A 20544-nucleotide genomic window follows, 5' to 3' on the forward strand; every position below is an offset into this window, starting at 1 on the left:
TTTACATTCACTTTTTTTTCTAAAAAATTTATAATATTCGTGAGAAAAAATATTTTGGAGGAGGCAAATGAAAAAGTTACTTCTATTTGTAATTTTATTTTCCCTATTTATCCCTAATGTTGTCTTTGGGAAAACTCTTTATTGGAAAACTCTCCTTACAAAGGATAAACTTGTTTCGAATCAAGACTATTTTACTCCTATAAAAGGAATTGTAGTTGATCCTAATAATCCTAATATTATCTATCTTGCATCATGGGGAAATGGAGTACTAAAGAGTGAAGATGGTGGTGCGCATTTTTACCCAATTAACGATGGTCTTAGCGAACTCTATACCTCTACTGTTAAAGTTGATCCTAATAATTCAAATATCCTATATGTAGGCACTGCAACAGGTGTATTCGTCTCATACAATAGCGGAGCAACTTTTAGCCTCCTTCAAGATTTGAGATTGGATATTACAAGCATTGAATTTGGAACGGGAGTTCTTTATGCAGGTGTTTTTAACAACGGAGTAAACGCAGGACTTTATAAATTTGTAGATAATAAGTGGGTCGAGGTGGGACTTTCAGATTTAGATATTATTTCAATTGCAAGATTAGATGCTTCTACTCTTCTTTTGGGGACTTCTGACGGGCTTTATTCTTTCGATGAAAAGACCTCAACTTTTAAATTTCTTGGATTTCAAGGGTCTGCGATTAATAGCGTTGCCGTATCAAGCAAAAAGATTGTTTTAGGGACAAGTAATGGAGTTTATGAGAGCGATAGTGCTCCACTTTATTTTGTCCCAATAAAACATGTAAAACTTTCGGAAGGAAATTTTCTTTCGGTAGCCATTTACAAAGATAATCCTTATAAGTTTATTACAGGACAAGATAACGGGTTTCTTTACAGATTTGATTTAAATACAGGTGCTTTCGAAATGTTAATAGTTAATGTAAAGTGCATCTATTCTTTGTTTATTACTAAAGATGATAAAATATTTGTTGGTACAGAAAATGCATGTTTGTGGTCAGACAATAATGGACAGTCCTTCAAGGGGTTTAGTGTTAAGGTGTCAGGAGGAGAACTTCAGGTTGATCCGTTGAATAAAAACATCATTTATGTGGGCTCTGATAAAGGTTTATTTAAAAGCGTTGATGGAGGCGTAAGATTTATTAATCTCGGATTACGAAACAATGTGGTTTTTTCTATTGCAATAAATCCCAATGATGATAAAGAGTTATTTGTAGGTACATCCCTTGGTTTGTTCCGTTCAAATGACTTTGGCGAAAACTTTACAGAAATAAAACAATTTTCAGGATACTCCGTTACATTTGTTGCTATTTCACCTTCAAATCAAAGGACTTTTGCAGGATCTGAATTGGGATTGTTTGTGTCATCTGATCACGGGGAAACATGGGAAAAGAGTTTGTCGATCAAAGACGGAGATTTTATACCATATATAGCAATAGATCCTACAAATTCGAATACTATTTATGCTGTAACTTTCATTGATGGTCTTTATAAAACAACTGATGGAGGAAAAACCTGGCAGTACCTTGGGTATAGTGACCTTAGTATTACTTCAATTTCTATTTGTAAGCGTAATCCAAATTTAGTCTATATATCAACTATTGGAAGTGTCTATGTAAGCGTTGATGGAGGAAAAAGTTTTATTAAGACCTTTAATATCTCAGCAGGGTTAGATGGAAGTTATGTGTTTAAGCAGGTTGTTGTTGATGAGGAGAATCCAAATATTGCATTTGCTGTTGGTGATCTTGTTATATATGGGCAAGACAGGGTCACTAAATTACTAAAAAAAATTTATGATGAACCATTTTTGTATATGACAAAAGATATGGGCAAAAACTGGGAAAGACTTGACCTCCCTAATACAATAGAGTATAATAATGCAATCTATTTTGATAAAGAAACTAACAGTGCCCTCCTTTTAACGGGCATTGGTATCCTTCATTATGATTTCAATAGTATGCGATATTACTACTTTACTCAAGGGTTTCCAGACGAGTATATAAGGGTTGTAAGATTCTTTAATGATTCCATTTTTGTGGGAACAGATTTAGGAAATATTGGTAAAAGTTCAGATGGTGGTGAAACCTTTAAATTCCATGCAAAATTTGATAATCCCATCCTTTCGCTATTCCAAAGTCCAACAAACCCAGACACTATTTATGCAGGGACTTCAATGGGCTTGCTTGTGTCAACCGATTTTGGCTCTTTATGGAGAAAAGCTATTGACCTTTCAGATGCGATATACAAAATAACAGGTTATTCTTCTAACGGACACGATATCATATTTTTGGGAACAGATACAGGTATCTTCGAAATAGATGGTTTCTTTGATTCCATTAGAAAAATTTACGATGGTATTTGCACGGCTCTTTATTATGATAATGGCAAACTTTATGCAGGAACTGATAATGGACTTATTGTAACGAATGATTTTAAAAACTTCGAAATTGTTAAAGACATACAAGAAAGAATTAATGTAATCACAACTTTTGATAACTCAGTTTTAGCAGGAACAATGAACGGGCTTTATGTTATTAGTGGAGATGGTGTTAAGGTGGTTCTTGAAAATACTGCTATATTTGATATATTGTCTCAGAATAATCTCATTTATCTTGCAACCGATAGCGGTGTGTTTATTTTAAATAAAGACTTATCTTATACTCCGATAAATAATGGGCTTACAAATTATTATGCAACATCTATTACCTCAAATAAAAATGGTGATATATTCTTAGGGACAGATGGTGGCGGTTTATTTAAGCTTGAAACTATTGCGATTTTGAAAGTATTGGAAACATCGGGTGGAAAAATTGAACCTTCAGGGGAATTTACAATGTTTAGTTCTTACGAAAAGGAATTTTTAATAACCCCCAATTTAGGATTCCGTCTCAAAGATGTGTTACTGAACGGGAATTCATATTTGAATAATGTAAAAGATCTTGGAAATGGTACATATGCACTTAAAATTTCAGGTATTCATGATGATTCAACTCTTCAAGCACTCTTTGCACCTATTACCTTCACCATTACTGCTTCTTATGGTGTTGGCGGCACCATCTCTCCTTCAGGCACAATCACAGTTAACTATGGTGACTCAAAAACATTCAATATTACTCCTAATCCAGGCTATAAAATTAAGGATGTATTGGCTGACGGTAAATCAGTTGGTGCAGTTTCCTCTTATACCTTCTCTAACATAACATCAAATCATACCATTGAGGTAACATTTGAAAAACAATCTACTCAAACAATCATCACTCTTCAAATAGGTAACACTTCCTTTACTGTAAACGGAGAACAAAGATACTTAGATTCTCCTCCTGTTATTAAAAACGGAAGAACTCTATTACCAATAAGAGCAATCATTGAAGCACTTGGTGGAACAGTAAAATGGATAGCTGATACCAAGACTGTCGTTATAGAGCTTGGAAACAATGGCATAATGCTTCAAATTGGCAATGCTAATGCACTCGTTAATGGAAACAACAAACTTATCGATCCTCAGAACTTAAAAGTTGTCCCTGAGATAATCAACAGCAGAACTATGCTTCCTCTCCGATTCGTTGCAGAGAACCTTGGCGCAGATGTCCAGTGGGATGGAACAACTCGGACAATTACGATAACATACCAGGGAGGATAATAAAAGTTTATAGTTTTGATTTTGTTAATCTTTCTAATTAGGGGAGCAAGTGCTCCCCGATTTTAGATTTTACATTAGTTACTTTTGTTTTAAATTTTACATGTTGCTATAATATCATTACGATGAGAAGAAAAATTGCTTTGTTTATCTTAATCATAATCCTTTTACAATTAATATTGGTGAGTAATGCGAGAGGAGAAATTATGATTGACAAAAATGATAGAATTTTAATTGTCGCACCTCATCCAGATGATGAAGTGCTATCAAGTGCTAAGGTAATTTTAGATAGCGTAAAAAAAGGTGCAGAGGTCTATGTGATCTTTATTACCTCAGGTGAGCATAATACTGATACAATGCTTAAGTTTGCCCCAATTCCAATATTTTCATCGTATCTTCTTGCTTACAAAAGATATAAAGAAGCACTTGCTGCAGCGAAAATCTTGGGTTTATCAAAGGATCATCTTATATTTTTAGGATATCCTGACTTTGGAATGATGAAGATTCTCACAAATCCTAATAAGGTTTATTTTGCAGGAGTTACTTTTAGAAAAAGGGTTTTTGAAAATTGGGCCTACGATAAAGGGAAGAATTTTGATTTTAACGATGTATACTCTGTTTTAAAAGCAGAATATAAAAAAATAAATCCTACAAAGGTTTTTTATCCATCACAATATGACTTAAATCCAGACCATAGAGCTGTTTCAGTTTTAACACAGGCAGTTTTGGGGGATATAAACAATAAGAATGTAGAGGCATTTTCATATTTTGTGCATGCAAAAGGTTGGCCATTCCCAATGGGATACTTCCCAACAAAGGCATTAACTATGCCACACTTTTTCATTGAGACTCCCAAGGGTAAGATCGAAGATTTTGCTCTTGAAAGAGGGGATATCGGTAAAAAACTTTCTGCAATTAAAGCTCATAAAAGTCAGTATCTTACGAAACCAAAGTTTATGGTAAGTTTTGTAAGAGCAAATGAATTGTTCTTTATTCAAACACCTATTAAATTGGGAGATACCCTTCCTTTGTGGAGTAAAGAAATTATGGAAAAACTCTCTATAACTCCATTTGTTGAGAGTGCCTCTATGATTGATAGTGGAGGTGATTATACTATAAATTTTAAATTATTTAGAGGTGCACCGAGACTTTCTAAGATTAATTTATTTTTATATCCGCTTAAATCAGGTAGTGCTTTTGAGACACTTCCCAAATATAGGCTTGAAATTGAAAGAGGGTTTACCTCAAATCTTGAAGTGAAATTATTTGATAATGGAAAAGAAATTTTTGAGACAAAAGGTACTGTTTCAGGAATTGTTAACGAACTTGACTTTGCTATAAGCATAAAGAAGTCTTATTTTGATGAATCTGATAAAACGTTTTTGATGATTTCGTTTGAGCAATTTGGCGTAAGGATTACTGAAACACCTTGGTGGACTATAGATTTAAATCCATAATTTTAAAATGAAGTGGGAGGTGAATTATGATTAAAGAATTTATGGAATTTTTAAAACAGTACAATGTGATTGGGCTTGCAGTTGCCGTGATTATTGGTGGAAAGCTCAATGAGCTTGTTTCAAGCCTTGTAAACGATCTTTTAACACCCCTAATTTTTAATCCGGTTTTAACTGCCTTGAAACTGAATAGTATCGCTGAATTATCTTGGCATGGAATTTTTTACGGGAAAGTTGTTTCAAATCTAATTAGTTTTCTTATTGTTGCCCTTATTGTATTTTTTATGATTAAATGGGCAAATAGCCTTGGAAAAGTAAAGGAAGTCATTAAGAAAAAGTAATTATTAACTTGAAATTTTTTAAATATTATGCTAAGAAATACCCTAGCACATAAACTGTGTAGATTTATGCAGTTTGGGTAACCGGTGCAATATGTTTAATATGAAGAATAAAAAACCAAAAAAGTCAAAAATAAAAGAAGAAAAGCATATTTTAAACAAAAGAGTGTTGCTTATTTTCAGTATTTTTGTTGCAATTGCAATTTTTATACTCCTCGGATTTTATCTTAAAAATCAACTTTCAATTCAAAAATATACAAAGGTAATTCCAAAGGAGGTTGTAAGATCTAAAATATTTGGATTTAAAGGAACATTGACTGCCCCGAGGGTTCTTACGGATCCAGCACAATTTTCTGACAGTTTTGCAGCCGAGGATATTTTGGATGATAATGGGAATACTGTAGGGACTGAAGTTACCATACTTATAGACAATCCATCTTACAATAAAGACAAAAAACGAATTCCACAAGATGTAGCGATGCTTTTAATCGTTGATAAGGAGCTTAAGATAAAAACCTTAACACCCTTTAATCCCACGTATTTTGATCTTGGAATTGACTTTGAAAAATACTTTAACGATTACAATGGAAAAGACGCAGAAACGATAATAAAACAAACTGATGGTATTTATACAGGTGTTAGTTCAGTTGCAACGATTATTAAAAACAAAGTAAGGGAGGCAATGAGTCTTCTTTACATAGAAAAATATGGAAAGGATAAATTTAATGCATTGGGTGTCTCAGGATACATATTTTCTGAAAGAGGGACAAGACTAACTCAGGTTACATTTAAGGATGTTAACGGTACGGAATATAACATTAACGATTTAAGGAATAATAAGATAGTTATTATTGGGGGTAACCCCGGATGTGGTTCTTGCGTCGAAAGTATAACGCAACTTGCAAATCTTTTCAAAACATATAATACAGAAAATATTAAGTTTATAGTATTTGCATTCACGCAGGAAAAAGATCAACTCTTGCGACTTACGGCACCTCTTGGAAATAATGTTATAGGGGTTTTAGATCCTGATAGGACTATTGCAACTCAATTGAAAGTAAATATTTCACCATATATCGAACTTGTTGATAAAGACCTAACAGTTTATTACAGAGGCCCAGGCGAACCCATTAGAGAAACAATCGAAAATATTAAGGCGTTCTTACAAAAATAGGAAGATATGATGAAAAAAATTTTTGTTTTTCTTACAACGTTTGTAACGCTTTTTTCGGTCTTTACATTTATTAAGGGAGCGGTAAATTCTATTGGAAATTTGACAGTTTCTGTAAATCCTTATGATCGAGGTGCTTACGGCGAGTATAAAATTACATTTGTGAGTCATTCAGACCTTAAGCAAGGATACGACAGAATTTACTTACAATTTCCGCAGGAATCAACGATTCCCTGTACATCATGTGCTTATGCGCACTGTTCAGACTGCTTCCTTATAAATGGGACTAGAGTTGGAGGTGCATGCCCAGTTTATGACTTGCCAAAGACAGTTTATTTTACAGTTCCGTCCCCTGGAATAAAGGCAAACGAAACTGTGGAAATTCTGATCAAGCAATCTGCAAGTTTCCAAAACCCAACAATACCTGGTGATTACACCTTAAAAGTTTGGACTGATCAAGAGCCAGAAAAAGCACAGGCACCATTCACGATAACTTCAACAACTATCCAAAACTTGGCTGCTTCAGCCGATCCAGAATTTACAAACGCAAATATTATGCTTTCGCTTGATTTTACAACAGGTAGACTCGGCGATGTTATGAATGGTAAGAATGTTTATGTGAGATTTCAGGATGAATTTATTTTACCTCAAAAGCCTGATACTAACTATGTTACGATAAATGGAGAAAACCCAGGGTCAGTTTCTCTTAAGGGGAATACTTTAGTTTTACAACTTGCTTCATCAATCGGGAAGAATGCAAATGTAAAAGTAAAATTTTATCCATCTTTTGGAATTGTCTCTCCAAATAAACAAGGAAGTTACTTGATAGAGGTTTTTACGGATTCTGAGCCAACGCCTGTTTCAGTAAAAATTGATTTCAAAGATAAGGATTTTGTGCGGACACTTTTAGAAACGACACCAAGTGAACCTAATAGTAAAAATGGATACTTCGTATCGAACGTAATTGTTAAGTTGATTGCCGAAACTAATACTTCAGAGACACCGACGACATATTACAAATTGGATGAAGGAGATTATAAGGTTTTTATAGACCCAATTGTTATTAACGATGGTATCCATACACTGAAGTACTACAGTAAAACGAAATCCCTTACAGAGGAAGAAAAATCCGTAACATTAAAGGTTGATACGAAACCACCTGATATAACATTGAACATAAAGGATCTAACTTATACTTATGAAAACACTTTATTAATAAAAGGTGAACTTTCAGAAAGCGGTGATGTATATATAAACGGGATCAAATTAGGTGTGCTTTCTCCCCTTTCCTTTGAGGGTATTTACGCTTTAAAAGACGGACAAAACTTCTTCCATCTTATTGCTATTGATGTTGCAGGCAACAGAAATGAAAAACTTTTAACAGTAGTGTTGGATACCACAACCCCTGTTCTTACGGTAGATTCTCCAAAGTCAAACTTCGAAAAATTTTCAAACTTTGTTCTCGTAAAAGGAAATGTTTATCCATCAAATTGTTTTGTCCTTGTAAACGGCAAGATGATTGAAGTTGACGCAAACGGAAACTTTGACTATAAACTCATTCCCAGCTCAAACAATAATATGCTTCCCGTAAATCTTAAAGCTATTTATCCTTTAACGGATAAATCTGTTGAACAAAAGTTCATTGTATTTTTTGAAAAAGATAATACAATCAAACTCCAAGTTGGAAGCAAGACTATTTCAGTCTTTGGAGAGACAAAAACTCTTGACGTAGAACCATTTATTGACAGAACAAGTGGAAGAACCCTTGTCCCTGTGAGGTTTATTTCCGAAGCACTTGGTTTTGAGGTCTCTTATAATGCAAAAACAAAAACGGTTCTATTGCAAAAGAATAACTTTAAAATTGAACTTATAGTAGGAAGCAAGTTTGCAATAGTAAATAGTGTAAGGAAGAATCTTGATGTTGCGCCAGTTATTAAAGATGCAAGGACCTTTGTGCCGTTAAGATTTATTTCGGAAGTGATGGGTTATAAAGTTGAGTGGAACGCCGAAACCAAGACTATAACTATTAGTCCATAAAGGTTAAGAATTTATGAAAAAGTTTATATTTGTATGCTTGGTTGTTACAGTTTTACTGCTCTTTTTTACGCCTTTTGTTAGGGCTGAGAAGTCCAAGATTACAATCCTTTTCTTTTCAACGCCTGGATGCTCTGAATGTGCGCTTACAAGATCTTATCTTGAGACACTTAAGGAAATTTATCCAAATATTGAGGTAAGTGAGTTTTCAGTATCTGAACCTAAAAACAAGGAACTTCTTGCAAATCTTGGAAAAATTTACAATCTTCCTCAAAACAAATTAAATGTGACACCTGCTGTATTTATTGGAAAAAGTGCATTTGTAAGAGAAGAGGCTTATAAGAATTTGGAAAATGCGATTAAAAACTTAAATTATGAGGATAATGCCTTCCTTGAAGAAACTCTATTAAAGGCAAAGGGTGAAAATTCTCAATTGGTGCAGCTTTTTCAAAAATTTGGCATCTTAACGGTAATCGGTGCAGGTCTCATTGATGGGTATAATCCTTGTGCTATAACAGTTTTGATATTCTTTATTTCTCTTCTTGCTCTTAGAAAAAAAGATAGGCGCGAAATTCTTCTTGTAGGTGTCTTTTTTACTTTAGGTATTGGTGTATCTTATCTTCTTTTAGGTATTGGACTTTTTGAGTTAATATCAAGGTGGAAATACTTTGACTATATCGCAAAATACGTGTATCTTGGAACTACAATTGTTACGTTGGTGCTTGTTGTATTAAACTTCTTTGATTATTTAAAGGCAAAAAGGGGAGACACGAAAGGTATGGTGCTACAACTTTCCACAACTGAGAAAAAGACAATTCACACATTGCTTAGAAATCCAAAAGTTCTAACTGAATTTATTTTTGCCTTTTTAGTTGCCTTTCCTGTTTCAATTGTTGAGTTTTCATGCACAGGGCAAACATATCTTCCAACGATTGTTTATATTTTCGGATTGGACTACCTCAAAGCAAAAGCACTTTTTTATCTTATTCTTTACAACTTTATGTTTGTTTTGCCCTTGATTGTTATTACATATGCTGCCTATAGAGGATCAAATTCTCAAAAAATTTCAAAATGGTTTACAGACAATTTAAGCACTATTAAACTTTTAACTGGCTTGTTGTTTCTTGTTCTATTTGGATATTTAATGCTTAAGACCTTGTCTCTTTTTAACTTAATAAGTGTGAGATTTTAGATATTGCTATTTAATGAGGAAGTTGAGATTTCAGTTTGGGGTGCAACTCTTGTTGTGCCCTTTTTGTAGATTATCTTCGAGCCATGATTAATGATGCGTGAAGCTTCGAGGAGTTCCGCAAAGCTCAACGGTTCAACCTTATAGGCAGGCGCACGGATAACAGTATTTATATGAATCTTGTCTGGTTTTATCATTGAAAGAGCATTGTAAAGATTTAAGTAATTTTGGATTGTATTATTAATACCTTTGACAAGAAGAATCTCAATCCAAAGTTCGTGAGTAAACATTTTTCTAAATTCAACGATGCCTGAAATGACATCTTGAACCTTTATATCTGGATGATTAAGGCTTATTTTTTCATAGGTTTCTTGGTCGGTTGCGTTTAAGGTGAATTTTACAATATCTGCATTTAATAGGTCCATTTTTACATCATCTCTTGTAATTAGAGATCCGTTTGAAAGCACTGCAATGGAAATATTAGTCATCTTTTTTATCTCTTTTATGATATACCCAAGTCTTATGTGAAGTGTAGGCTCTCCAAGACCAGAGAAAGTAATATGGTCAATTTTTGTTGTGTTTTTACTTAAGAAATCTTTTAATTCTTCAAGAATTGCTTCCGCAGGGATATACTCTTTTCGCTCAGTTGTAAGAAGTGTGGTTTTACCAACTTCGCAGTAAATACAGTTAAAACTGCATACCTTGTGAGGCACTGTGGTCACCCCAAGAGAGACCCCTAATCTCCTTGAAGTTATAGGTCCATAAATGTATCTGTATGCCAACTCTTCATTCCCCTCTAATTTATTCTCAAACGATATGAATTGTATATAATTTTTCGATCCTGTCAATAGATTTTTGGGGGAATTTTTCCATTTTTTGAAAAATTTATTAAAATAAGATTAATATTAGTTTTTATTTGATTTTTACGGTAAATGCTTTTAAATTTTGAATATAAATGCATTTGTAGTATAATAAAAACCTAGATTGAACATGATGAATATTGCGACTTTAAAAGATAAAAACATTTTTAGACGAATAAGAGATAGGTTTTTTATACATTTTCCTTCTTTTAAATATAGGAATTTCAGGTTGTTTTTCTTTGGGCAGGTTATTTCTGTCATTGGAACATGGATGCAATCGACTGCTCAAAGCTGGCTTGTTTTACAGATAACAAATTCTCCTTTTAAACTTGGCCTTCTTTCTGCGGTTCAATTTCTTCCTGCGCTATTCTTATCGCTTTATGCAGGAGTTATAATTGATAAATTTTCAAAGAAGAAAATTCTTATTCTTACTCAGAGCTCTTTAGCAATTCTTGCATTTGTATTAGGACTTCTTGTTACGTTAAAAGTTGTTCAATACTATCAAATTCTAATAATTGCTTTTTTGTCTGGACTTGTTAACACAATAGATATGCCAGCGAGACAATCTTTTTATATTGAGCTTGTGGATAAAGAACACCTTATGAACGCAATTTCTTTAAATTCGTCTGCCTTTAATCTTGCAAGAATAATAGGTCCGGGTATTGCGGGAATACTTATAGGAGCTGTAGGTTATTCTTTGAGTTTTTACCTTAATGCTATAAGTTTTGTCCCTGTTATCGTTGCGATTTTCTTCGTCGTTGAAAGAACTATAAGACCAGGAAGATTTAGCCTTAGAGATCTCGAGCATGTTAATAAAGATGCCATAGAAGGCTTAAAATATATTCTCAAAATCCCTATAATCCTTATTATTTTTGCGCTTTTTATAGTCGTTAATGTTTTTGGTCTTAACTTTAACGTACTTGTTCCAACACTTGTAAAGCAAGTTTTTAAGCTACAATCAACAGATTACGGGTTCCTTATGTCGATGATGGGTGTTGGCGCTTTGACAGGTTCTCTTTTTCTTGCAGTTATAAGTTATAAAGGAGTAAAGCATTTCTATCTTTTTGGTGGCGCATTAGTACTAGGACTAACGCTTCTTTTAACAGGACTTTTTCCGAATTATTACCTCACGATTGCCTTTACAACTCTCTCTGGGTTTTCGATGGTTTTGTTCCTGAATACAGCAAATACGCTTCTTCAGATGGAATCATCAGAGGAATTTAGAGGGCGGGTCATGAGTATTTATTCTCTTATTTTCCTGGGGTTTACGCCGTTTGGAGCACTTCTTACGGGAACCCTGAGTGAGAAAATTTCAGTGCAGTTTACATATTCACTTGTTGGCATGATAGTAACTATAACAACGTTAATTGTGTATTTTTTAGGTTATAGAAGAGTGTTTGGAAGAGAAGAATTACATGTAAGAAGGGTATCCGGTTCTTACGAAGGAAATTTTCCTAAGAAATGAAAAAGAATTTACGGCTTCTTTACGACTTTTTTATCATAGGGCTCTTTACGATAGGCGGAGGTTATGCAATGATACCGCTTATGAGACAAACTTTCGTGAACACAAGAAAGTATTTAACAGAAGAGGAGTTTTTGGAAATGCTTGCAATTTCTCAAATAACCCCTGGACCAATTGCAATTAACATGGCAACATTTATTGGATATCGAGAGGGAGGGCTTTTGGGCTCTTCTTTGGCAACTCTCGGAATTGTGCTTCCTTCCTTTATTATCATTCTTCTAATATCAATGTTTTTTACAAACTTAACACAAATCCCACAAGTACAAAAGTTTTTCATAGGCATATTAACAGGTGTTGTTGGTGAGATTACTTATATTACTTTCGACATTTTCAAGAAGGCGAACAAAGATATATTTTATATTGCACTTCTTTTGCTTTCGCTTGTAGAGCTTTTTATACTAAAATTAAATCCAATTTATGTGATTCTTATTGGTGGAGCTCTTGGTATAATATTTGGAAAGTTTTTCGAGGATAACAATGGCACTTCTTCTTAGGTTGTTTATCGAGTTTTTTAAAATAGGAATTGTTACCTTTGGTGGGGGACAGGCAATGCTTCCATTGCTTCAGCACTCCTTTGTAACGGAACTTCATTGGATTACTCAAGAGCGCTTCCTCTATTTTGTTTCTGTTGCAGAGGTTACGCCTGGACCTGTTGCGCTAAATATGGCAACATTTATTGGATATGAACTAAGTGGCGTTATTGGTTCTGCTTTTGCAACTCTCGGTGTTGTAATGCCATCATTTTTAGTAATTCTTTCTGTTGCGCATTTTGAGAAGAAGTTTAAGGAAAATGTAATTTATAAGAGGTTTATGCTTGGCGTAAAGCCAGTTATAATAGCTCTTCTTATAAATGCAATATATCTTATTGTCAGTCGTGGATTTGTTGGATTTATCCCGTATATTATGGCAATTGTAAGCCTTGCTGTGTTTATTCTCTATAAGAAGTCACCTGTTTTAATTCTCCTTATTGCAGGAGTTATTGGAGTATTTGTTTTAAGATAGAGTTTGTATAACCGCAATTTCAATTGTATGCGTTTTTTGAGTATTTTAGAAATCTTATAAATTTACCGTATAGGGTGTCCTATTCGCCCCAAATCCTTTAAAACCATTGATTTTATGAGGTTTTGATTTTTTGTATTCTCGAAAATTACCCCTCTAAAACCCGCATAGTTCCGTTAAGGGTGCATAAATATTGATTTAAAAGCATGCGTTTATTTAGATTTAGAGCGTCATCTTTACCCTAAAATGGGTTAAAGTACTTACGAATAAATTTTTGCTTCTTGTAGCGCACGTATTTAAGACCTAAAAACTGCTTGTAATTTGCTGGATTTTTAAATGTAAATTTTTAGCCAAGTGCTCTTTCACATGATTTTTAAAAGATTCAATGCTTATACTTGGGTTTAGCTCCTTTAAATTTGTTACTTCACTTTTAATGCTTTTTACAAAACGTTTTTCATTTGCTTCATAAGGACGCCCTTGAAGGATTTTGTTAAGAATATTAAGATCTGCGTTTACAAGAACCGAAATGTGATACAAAAAATTCTTTGATACAGCCACACTTGATCCTGCAACCTTCTTACCTTTTACAAATATCCCATTTCTCTCGTTTATAATCGTCGATTCATGAGTTTCCTTTTCAATTACTTCGCTAATTAGACTTGTAAGATATCGTGTCTCATCAATTATATAACTTGAGAATAGTTTTAGCTCCTTTTCTTTTACTATTGTTATGTTTAGGACACCTTCATCATGATAAACTGCACCGCCACCTGAAAGTCTTCTTAAAATTTGGATATTTAAACTTTTTGCAAGAGGAAGATTCACCTCGTACTCTTCTTTTTGAAACTTTCCGATTATAACAGAAGGAGCGTTGACCCAAAACCTTAAAATTATTTTTCCATTAAGGGAACTTTCGAAAAGTTCTTTTTCTTCTTTCAAGTTAATAAGGGGGTCTTTTGTATTACTTTCGATAATTTCAACTTTGTTTATTACTGAAAATCCCATTTTTAATGCCTTCAGCAATAGCTTTTCTAAAATTAAGTACCTTTGGTCCATTTAACAATAGACTTATCTCAACTTCAGTATCTTTAAAAAGCTCTATTTTCCTTTCCCCATCAAGTACTATCGTACCTCTTTCTACAAACATCTTTATTGGATTGTTTTCTTTAATTATACCTTTTTCTTTTATGGAAGTTTTTGCTAATTTTCCAGGCGCAATTGGAAAAATAACCTCTTCGCCCTCGCCTAAAATTACATAACCACCAAAAGGGTCATCTCTATGAATTGGATTTTTGAGAGCAACCAGTGATGAAAAACCAATGCTTGTTACCTCGGCTCTCGTAACAAAAATTGCTATAATTGATTTTTCATTCCATATTGCTTTTGAGCCAATAAATTGCTCTTTTGAAATTGCAAAGTCGATGAGTGCTATATCTGAATTGTTATTGAATTTTATGTTAAGTAGTTTTTCTCTTCTCAAATTTTTTCCTTTTTCTATACTTGTAAGATAGGAAATTATCGCAAGTGCAACTGTGGTGCCTTCAATCATCTCTGGAAAAACATTATTAGTACCGGTTGAAATTGGTGCAAGAGGGACGGGGTCTTCCATATTAAGCCCTTTAACCACGGCTCTGTTAGTTCCATCACCCCCAAGGACAAGAATAATATCAACAATATTTTGCATTATCTTTGAAGCATTTGTACTATCTACTTCATCAAAGGTATAATTCATTTCTATGGGAATTATCTTAAGATTTGATGCTTTAATTCTTGAAGCCGCCTTCTTTACGATGCCATAAGCATCTTCCATATAATAAATTTCTTCAATGTTAAAGAAGTTAAAGGCAGAAAGAATTCTTTCAATGATATTTACCTTCTCTTCATTGTCAAAAACAGAAGCTTTTGAAGTGAGTCTCCTTATATCCTTTCCTGATTGTGGATTTGCAATAATTCCAACTTTTCCTTTCATATGTAAAATTATAAAGAAAAATTAACAATTTGCAAAAAATTTTAAAAAACGTAAAATATTTTTATGGATGGCAAAATAAAGGAAAAAATTTTGACAGTTTCTTATTTTGATCTTGAAACAAGAAGAAAAGAATATAGTTTGTATATTTCTGTTTTAAAAGAGATATTTTCATCTTTCTCAAAAGATACTCCAATTACTATATCTTTTGTTGATAAAGAAGGTGTTGTGCTTTTTGTTGCAGGGAATGCCAAAGATTCGGAAATTTTTGAGGGATTGGTATTCAATGAAACTCTTGGAAAGACTGCGATTAGAAACGCATTAGAAGAAAAATTGCCAAGTGAAGTGAAAGGAAAGGAACATACTAACCCAAGATTTTATGAGTGGTCATGTAGCGCTGTGCCTATTTTTGAGAGTGAGAAACTTATTGGTGTAGTTGGTGTTTCTTCGCGTGTCGATATTTATCCAAAATTCGCTCTTGAAATTGCAAAACTTATTGCAAATAGTGTTACAAAGCAAGTTCTACTCAGTAAGGCCTTTAAAGAAATGAATATATCAAAAAAATTCATTCAGTTTTTTGCCGAAGGAAATAAAGATGGAGTATTAATTTTGGATAAGAATGCGGATGTTGTTTATATTAATTCGACTGGTGCTTCAATTTTACGCATAAATCAACAGGAAGCAATTGGAAAAAATGTTACAGACATTGTAGATTTTACACCTGTTATTTTAGAGGTTTTTAAAACTCATAAGGGTTATACTGACAGGGAATTTATAATAGAGAGTCCTTCAAGAGGAACACTTCATTTTGTAAAAACTGCAGTCGTACTTCAAGATGAAAATGGCGAATTTGCAGGTGTAGTTGATTTCTTTAGAGAGATAGAAAAGGTTAGAAAATTTGTAACCACATTCATTGGCGCAGAAGCGCGTTTTACCTTTGATGATATTAAAGGGAAAAGTCCAAAGCTTATTGAAGCAATTAGAATTGCAAATGTTGCTGCACATTCTAACGCCTCTGTTTTAATAACAGGTGAAACAGGCACCGGAAAAGAAATGTTTGCTCAGGCAATTCACTTTCAGAGTTTAAGAAGCAAAGGACCTTTTGTTGCTATAAATTGTTCTGCTATACCACAGGAGCTTGCTGAAAGCGAGTTTTTTGGTTATGAAGGAGGATCATTTACTGATGCAGATAGAAAAGGTCGTCCTGGCAAATTTGAACTTGCAAATGGTGGAACTCTGTTTTTAGACGAAGTTGGTGATCTTCCTCTATCTTTGCAACCTAAGATTTTGAGAGCACTTGAAGATAAAGTTATCACAAGAGTAGGTGGAACAAAATCCATCAAAATTGATGTACGTATAATCGCAGCCACTAACAAAAATCTTGAGGAACTTATTGATAGGGGCTTGTTTAGAAGAGATCTATATTACAGAATAAATGTAATAGAGATTGAAATCCCACCTCTTCGTGAAAGAAAGGAAGATATCGAAGTACTCGTTAATTATTTCATTGAAAGACTTTCAAAATCACTCAATAAGCCGATTAGAGGGTATGATATGAGTTTTATAGAACCCCTTTTAAAATACGATTTTCCAGGAAATGTAAGAGAATTGCAGAATATAATTGAGAGAGCTATTGTTACAGCAGACTCTGATATATTAACTGGTAAATATCTTCCAAAAGATATATTTAATCAGTCCACAAATATTTTAACTAATACATCATATTCATTTAATGAGGTTAAAAAGCAGTTTATTGAGAAAATTTTAATTGAAACAAACTACAATATAACAGAAACTGCAAAGCGTTTGGGTGTATCACGACCTACTCTTTATAAGCTTATAAAAATGTTTAACATAGTAGTTCCTTAATCTGTTAACTACATTTACAATAATCATATCTTTTTGTTAAAAAATTTTACATTTTAAATGCACTCCTGTTGTTTAAAGTTAAATTTTAATTAATTTCTCAATTTGGCACGATTTTTGCATTTAGTAAGTGAGAAAAGAAATAAGAATTTAGGAATGGTGAAAAAATGAGAAGATTGTGTATGGAGTATAATTTACCGCGGTGCCTGAGTAACTCTGAAAAAAGTATGTTTCCAGACATCTTTTTAACTTTGATGCTGTTACTTTTTTCGATTTTATCTTGTGGAGTTTTATTGCGGGAAAAAGAGTTCTTAAAGATTGTCTTTTCTTAATGGATTAATAAAAATATTAGTTTGAAAGGAGGAAAGATGGAGTTACCAAAAGAACTGTTGGTGAAATTTTATAAGGACATGGTGCGCATTCGGACATTTGAGCTAAAGGCTGAAGAACTGTTTTTACAAGGAAAACTTCCAGGTTTTATTCATCTCTACATTGGAGAAGAAGCTATTGCAGTTGGAGCAATGGCTAATCTGAGGGTTGAGGATTACATTACTTCTACTCATAGAGGTCACGGGCATATGATTGCAAAGGGTGCTTCTATGAGAAAAATGATGGCAGAGTTATACGGTAAAAAGCACGGTTATTGTAAAGGAAAAGGTGGGTCAATGCACATTGCTGATGTATCTATTGGTGTGCTTGGAGCAAACGGTGAAGTTGGTGGTGGTTTACCTATTGCAGTAGGTGCGGGAATGGCAATCAAATTACAAAAAAAGGATAATGTCGTAATTTCTTTCTTTGGGGATGGCGCCTCAAATAGGGGTGCCTTTCATGAGGCTCTTAATTGGGCGTCAGTTTTTAAACTTCCTGTAATTTTCTTAAATGAGAATAACCAATTTGCTTCAACGGAGCGAGTACAGGAGACCACCTCTGTTGAAAATATTTCTGATAGAGCAGTCGGTTACAATATGCCTGGAGTTTCAATTGATGGAAATGATGTAATAGCAGTTTACGAGACAGTTAAAGAGGCGGTTGAAAGAGCAAGAAATGGTGGTGGACCTACTTTGATAGAGGCGAAAACTTACCGTCTTAAGGGACACTTTGTTGGTGATCCACAGCTCTATAGAACGAAAGAGGAAGTAGACCAAAGATGGCCAAATGAGCCGATATCCAGATTTGAAAGAAAGCTTATTGAGGGTGGGTATCTTACAGAAAAAGAAAAAGAACAAATTTGGTATGATGCAAAGGCTGAAGTAGAAGACTCAGTCCAGTTTGCAGAACAAGATGAGTACCCAGCGCCCGAGGAAGCTCTTGAAGATCTTTTTGAAGATAGTACAAATTGTCTTTACTAATAGGAGGCTTGTATGAGAGAAATTACATTTTCAGAAGCTTTAGGTGAAGCAATCTTAGAGGAGATGTCAAGAGATCCTACTATATTCACCTATGGAGAGGATATTGCAAAACAGGGTGGTATTTTTGGAGCATATAAGCCTATTCTTGGTAAATATCAAGATAGAATTATTGATACCCCAATCTCAGAAGAGGTAATTTTTGGATCTGCGTTGGGTGCTTCACTTGCTGGCATGAGACCTGTTGCTGAGTTTCATTTTGCAGATTTCCTTTTTACAGGTATGGCTGCGATTGCAAACCAGATAATGAAATTTAAGTATATGACGGGCGGTCAAGGAAAAATACATCTTATACTAAGAGGTCCCGATGGAATTTCAAAATCTGCAGCAGCACAGCATTCTGAATCAATAGAGACAATTTTTATGCATATTCCTGGAATAAAGGTTATAATACCTTCAACTCCTTATGATATGAAAGGTCTTTTTAAAACTGCACTCAGAGTAGATGATCCCGTTATCTGCTTTGAACACAAGATGCTTTATAAAATGAAAGGACCTGTTCCTGAGGAAGAATACTATATTCCATTCGGTGTTGCTGACGTTAAAAAGGAAGGAAAAGATGTAACTGTTATCGCGACTTCAAGAATGGTTCATGAGTCGCTTGCTGCTTCAGAGGAACTGGAAAAGGAGGGGATAAGTGTCGAAGTTATTGATTTAAGGACACTTGTACCCTGGGATAAGGAAACAGTCTTTAAATCCGTCAAGAAGACTCATAAGGTTGTTATAGCTCATGAAACATGGCGAAGAGCAGGGTGGGGTGCTGAAATTGCTGCAACAATCCAAGAGGAACTTTTTGATTATCTCGATGCCCCCATTAGAAGAGTTGGTGCAAAGAACGTTCATATTCCTTTTTCACCTCCTTTACAAGACTTTGTGATTCCTGATAAAAATAGCGTAATTGAAGCAATAAGGAGTGTGCTTTGATGTTTGAGATAAGAATGCCCAAGTTTGGGCTCTCAATGGAAGAGGGTACAATAACAAAATGGTACAAACAAGTTGGTGATTATGTCAAGAAGGGCGAGCCTCTTGTAGAAGTTGAATCAGAAAAAATCATTAATACACTCGAATCTCCATTTGAGGGATTTCTAAAGGTCATAAAGGTTAAAGAGGGCGAAAGCGCAAAAGTTGGAGATGTTATTGCTATACTTGGCGAAGAGAAGGAAACTATCCAACCAGAAATTATACAAGAGACAAAATCTGGATCAAAAGAAGAGGTTATAGGTAAAGAAACTTATCATATACAAAAGGAAGCCAAGGAAGACTTAATATTAGCCTCTCCTGCGGCAAAAAGGCTTGCAAGAGAACATAATATAGACCTTACACAAATTAAAGGAACCGGTCCTTCTGGAAGAATTGTTGAAAGTGATGTGCTTGCTTTTATTGAAAGCATGAAAGAAATAAAACCAACTTCCAAAAAATTACCTATTGATCCTGTTAGGAAGAGGATTATAGACAACCTTGTTAAGTCTTATAAAGAATCAGTTCTTGTAACAAACATTACGAAAATTGATTTAACAAATCTATTAAGACTAAAGGAAAATTTCCCTGGTATAACACTTACTGTATTTTTTGTAAAGATAGTATCAGAGGTTTTGAAGGAATTTCCGAAGTTTAATTCCCATTTTGATGGGGTTGAGTTGGAGATTTTTGACGCAGTAAATATTGGTATTGCATTCGATACTGATAAAGGACTTGTAGTACCTGTAATTAAAGATGTGGGTAATAAATCACTAAGGGATATAGCCAATGAACTTGATAATCTCAAGAACAGAGTCAAGGAAGATGCGTTGAAAGTAGATGATTTAACAGGTTCTACTTTTACTATAACCAATCTTGGAATGATGAGAACAGACTTTTTTACACCTGTTTTAAATGGTAAAGAGGTTGCAATTCTCGGTATTGGAAGAGTTTTAAAAGAACCTGTTATCATCGAAAACCAGATAGTTGTAAGAGAATTTGCATACTTTAGTTTGTCTTATGATCACAGAATTGTGGATGGTGCAGACGCTGCAAGATTTTTAGGGAAACTTGCCGAGTATATTGAGCAAGAGAGTAATTTACAAAAATTAAATAAAATTTAAAAGAGGAGG

At 34.1% G+C, this 20544-nt stretch carries 16 protein-coding genes; 13 read left to right on the forward strand and 3 right to left on the reverse strand.

Translation table 11 applies throughout. From position 1 onward, the window contains the following. The first annotated feature begins 67 nt into the window (after positions 1 to 67). From ACMV0E_RS04440 to ACMV0E_RS04465, 6 genes are all read left to right on the forward strand, one after another. Positions 68 to 3652 carry a stalk domain-containing protein gene (locus tag ACMV0E_RS04440; RefSeq protein ID WP_416085168.1) on the forward strand — a complete coding sequence of 1195 codons (3585 nt, stop codon included), beginning with the start codon at positions 68 to 70 and terminating at the stop codon, positions 3650 to 3652. 203 nt (positions 3653 to 3855) lie between these two features. Next, positions 3856 to 5106, forward strand: coding sequence for a PIG-L deacetylase family protein (locus ACMV0E_RS04445; protein WP_416085169.1), 1251 nt, complete (start codon positions 3856 to 3858; stop codon positions 5104 to 5106). Positions 5107 to 5132: 26 nt separating this feature from the next. After that, positions 5133 to 5444 carry a large conductance mechanosensitive channel protein MscL gene (locus ACMV0E_RS04450; protein ID WP_416085170.1) on the forward strand — a complete coding sequence of 104 codons (312 nt, stop codon included), beginning with the start codon at positions 5133 to 5135 and terminating at the stop codon, positions 5442 to 5444. A 100-nt stretch (positions 5445 to 5544) separates the two neighbouring features. Beyond that, complete coding sequence (locus tag ACMV0E_RS04455; RefSeq protein ID WP_416085171.1) at positions 5545 to 6615, forward strand: TlpA family protein disulfide reductase; 1071 nt, start codon at positions 5545 to 5547, stop codon at positions 6613 to 6615. Between the two features lie 9 nt (positions 6616 to 6624). Continuing rightward, complete coding sequence (locus tag ACMV0E_RS04460; protein ID WP_416085172.1) at positions 6625 to 8649, forward strand: copper amine oxidase N-terminal domain-containing protein; 2025 nt, start codon at positions 6625 to 6627, stop codon at positions 8647 to 8649. Positions 8650 to 8662: 13 nt separating this feature from the next. Then, entirely contained in the window at positions 8663 to 9838 is a 1176-nt protein-coding gene (locus ACMV0E_RS04465) for a cytochrome c biogenesis CcdA family protein (protein ID WP_416085173.1), read from the forward strand. Here the strand turns inward: ACMV0E_RS04465 and ACMV0E_RS04470 are convergent. Continuing rightward, entirely contained in the window at positions 9835 to 10617 is a 783-nt protein-coding gene (locus ACMV0E_RS04470) for a radical SAM protein (protein WP_416085174.1), read from the reverse strand. The genes ACMV0E_RS04465 and ACMV0E_RS04470 overlap by 4 nt on opposite strands. Before the next feature lie 208 nt (positions 10618 to 10825). Between ACMV0E_RS04470 and ACMV0E_RS04475 the strand changes: the two genes are divergently transcribed. From ACMV0E_RS04475 to ACMV0E_RS04485, 3 genes are read left to right on the forward strand one after another with little or no spacing between them, the layout of a single operon-like run. Beyond that, complete coding sequence (locus tag ACMV0E_RS04475) at positions 10826 to 12160, forward strand: MFS transporter (RefSeq protein WP_416085175.1); 1335 nt, start codon at positions 10826 to 10828, stop codon at positions 12158 to 12160. Continuing rightward, entirely contained in the window at positions 12157 to 12711 is a 555-nt protein-coding gene (locus tag ACMV0E_RS04480) for a chromate transporter (RefSeq protein ID WP_416085176.1), read from the forward strand. Before ACMV0E_RS04475 ends, ACMV0E_RS04480 begins: the two co-directional genes overlap by 4 nt. Then, positions 12695 to 13219, forward strand: a complete 525-nt coding sequence (locus ACMV0E_RS04485; protein ID WP_416085177.1) for a chromate transporter — start codon at positions 12695 to 12697, stop codon at positions 13217 to 13219. The genes ACMV0E_RS04480 and ACMV0E_RS04485 overlap by 17 nt, the downstream gene beginning before the upstream one ends. A 300-nt stretch (positions 13220 to 13519) precedes the next feature. Here ACMV0E_RS04485 and ACMV0E_RS04490 read toward each other — a convergent pair whose 3' ends face one another. Beyond that, positions 13520 to 14221 (reverse strand): lipoate--protein ligase family protein, encoded by a 702-nt coding sequence (locus tag ACMV0E_RS04490; protein ID WP_416085178.1) that lies wholly within the window; start codon positions 14219 to 14221, stop codon positions 13520 to 13522. Further along, complete coding sequence (locus ACMV0E_RS04495) at positions 14193 to 15185, reverse strand: diacylglycerol kinase family protein (RefSeq protein ID WP_416085179.1); 993 nt, start codon at positions 15183 to 15185, stop codon at positions 14193 to 14195. Before ACMV0E_RS04495 ends, ACMV0E_RS04490 begins: the two co-directional genes overlap by 29 nt. Positions 15186 to 15248: 63 nt before the next feature. Between ACMV0E_RS04495 and ACMV0E_RS04500 the strand changes: the two genes are divergently transcribed. The 4 genes from ACMV0E_RS04500 to ACMV0E_RS04515 all read left to right on the forward strand — a co-directional run bounded on the left by ACMV0E_RS04500 (position 15249) and on the right by ACMV0E_RS04515 (position 20535). Further along, positions 15249 to 17051, forward strand: a complete 1803-nt coding sequence (locus ACMV0E_RS04500) for a sigma 54-interacting transcriptional regulator (RefSeq protein ID WP_416085180.1) — start codon at positions 15249 to 15251, stop codon at positions 17049 to 17051. A 365-nt stretch (positions 17052 to 17416) separates the two neighbouring features. Continuing rightward, positions 17417 to 18397 carry a thiamine pyrophosphate-dependent dehydrogenase E1 component subunit alpha gene (locus ACMV0E_RS04505; protein WP_416085181.1) on the forward strand — a complete coding sequence of 327 codons (981 nt, stop codon included), beginning with the start codon at positions 17417 to 17419 and terminating at the stop codon, positions 18395 to 18397. 12 nt (positions 18398 to 18409) lie between these two features. Further along, positions 18410 to 19378 (forward strand): alpha-ketoacid dehydrogenase subunit beta, encoded by a 969-nt coding sequence (locus ACMV0E_RS04510; protein ID WP_416085182.1) that lies wholly within the window; start codon positions 18410 to 18412, stop codon positions 19376 to 19378. Continuing rightward, positions 19378 to 20535: a dihydrolipoamide acetyltransferase family protein gene (locus tag ACMV0E_RS04515; protein ID WP_416085183.1), complete on the forward strand. Its 1158-nt coding sequence runs from the start codon at positions 19378 to 19380 to the stop codon at positions 20533 to 20535. Before ACMV0E_RS04510 ends, ACMV0E_RS04515 begins: the two co-directional genes overlap by 1 nt. Positions 20536 to 20544 lie beyond the last annotated feature (9 nt).

This window comes from Caldisericum insulae, from assembly GCF_047785965.1.
In the GTDB taxonomy this organism is placed as follows: Bacteria; Caldisericota; Caldisericia; order Caldisericales; family Caldisericaceae; genus Caldisericum; species Caldisericum exile_A.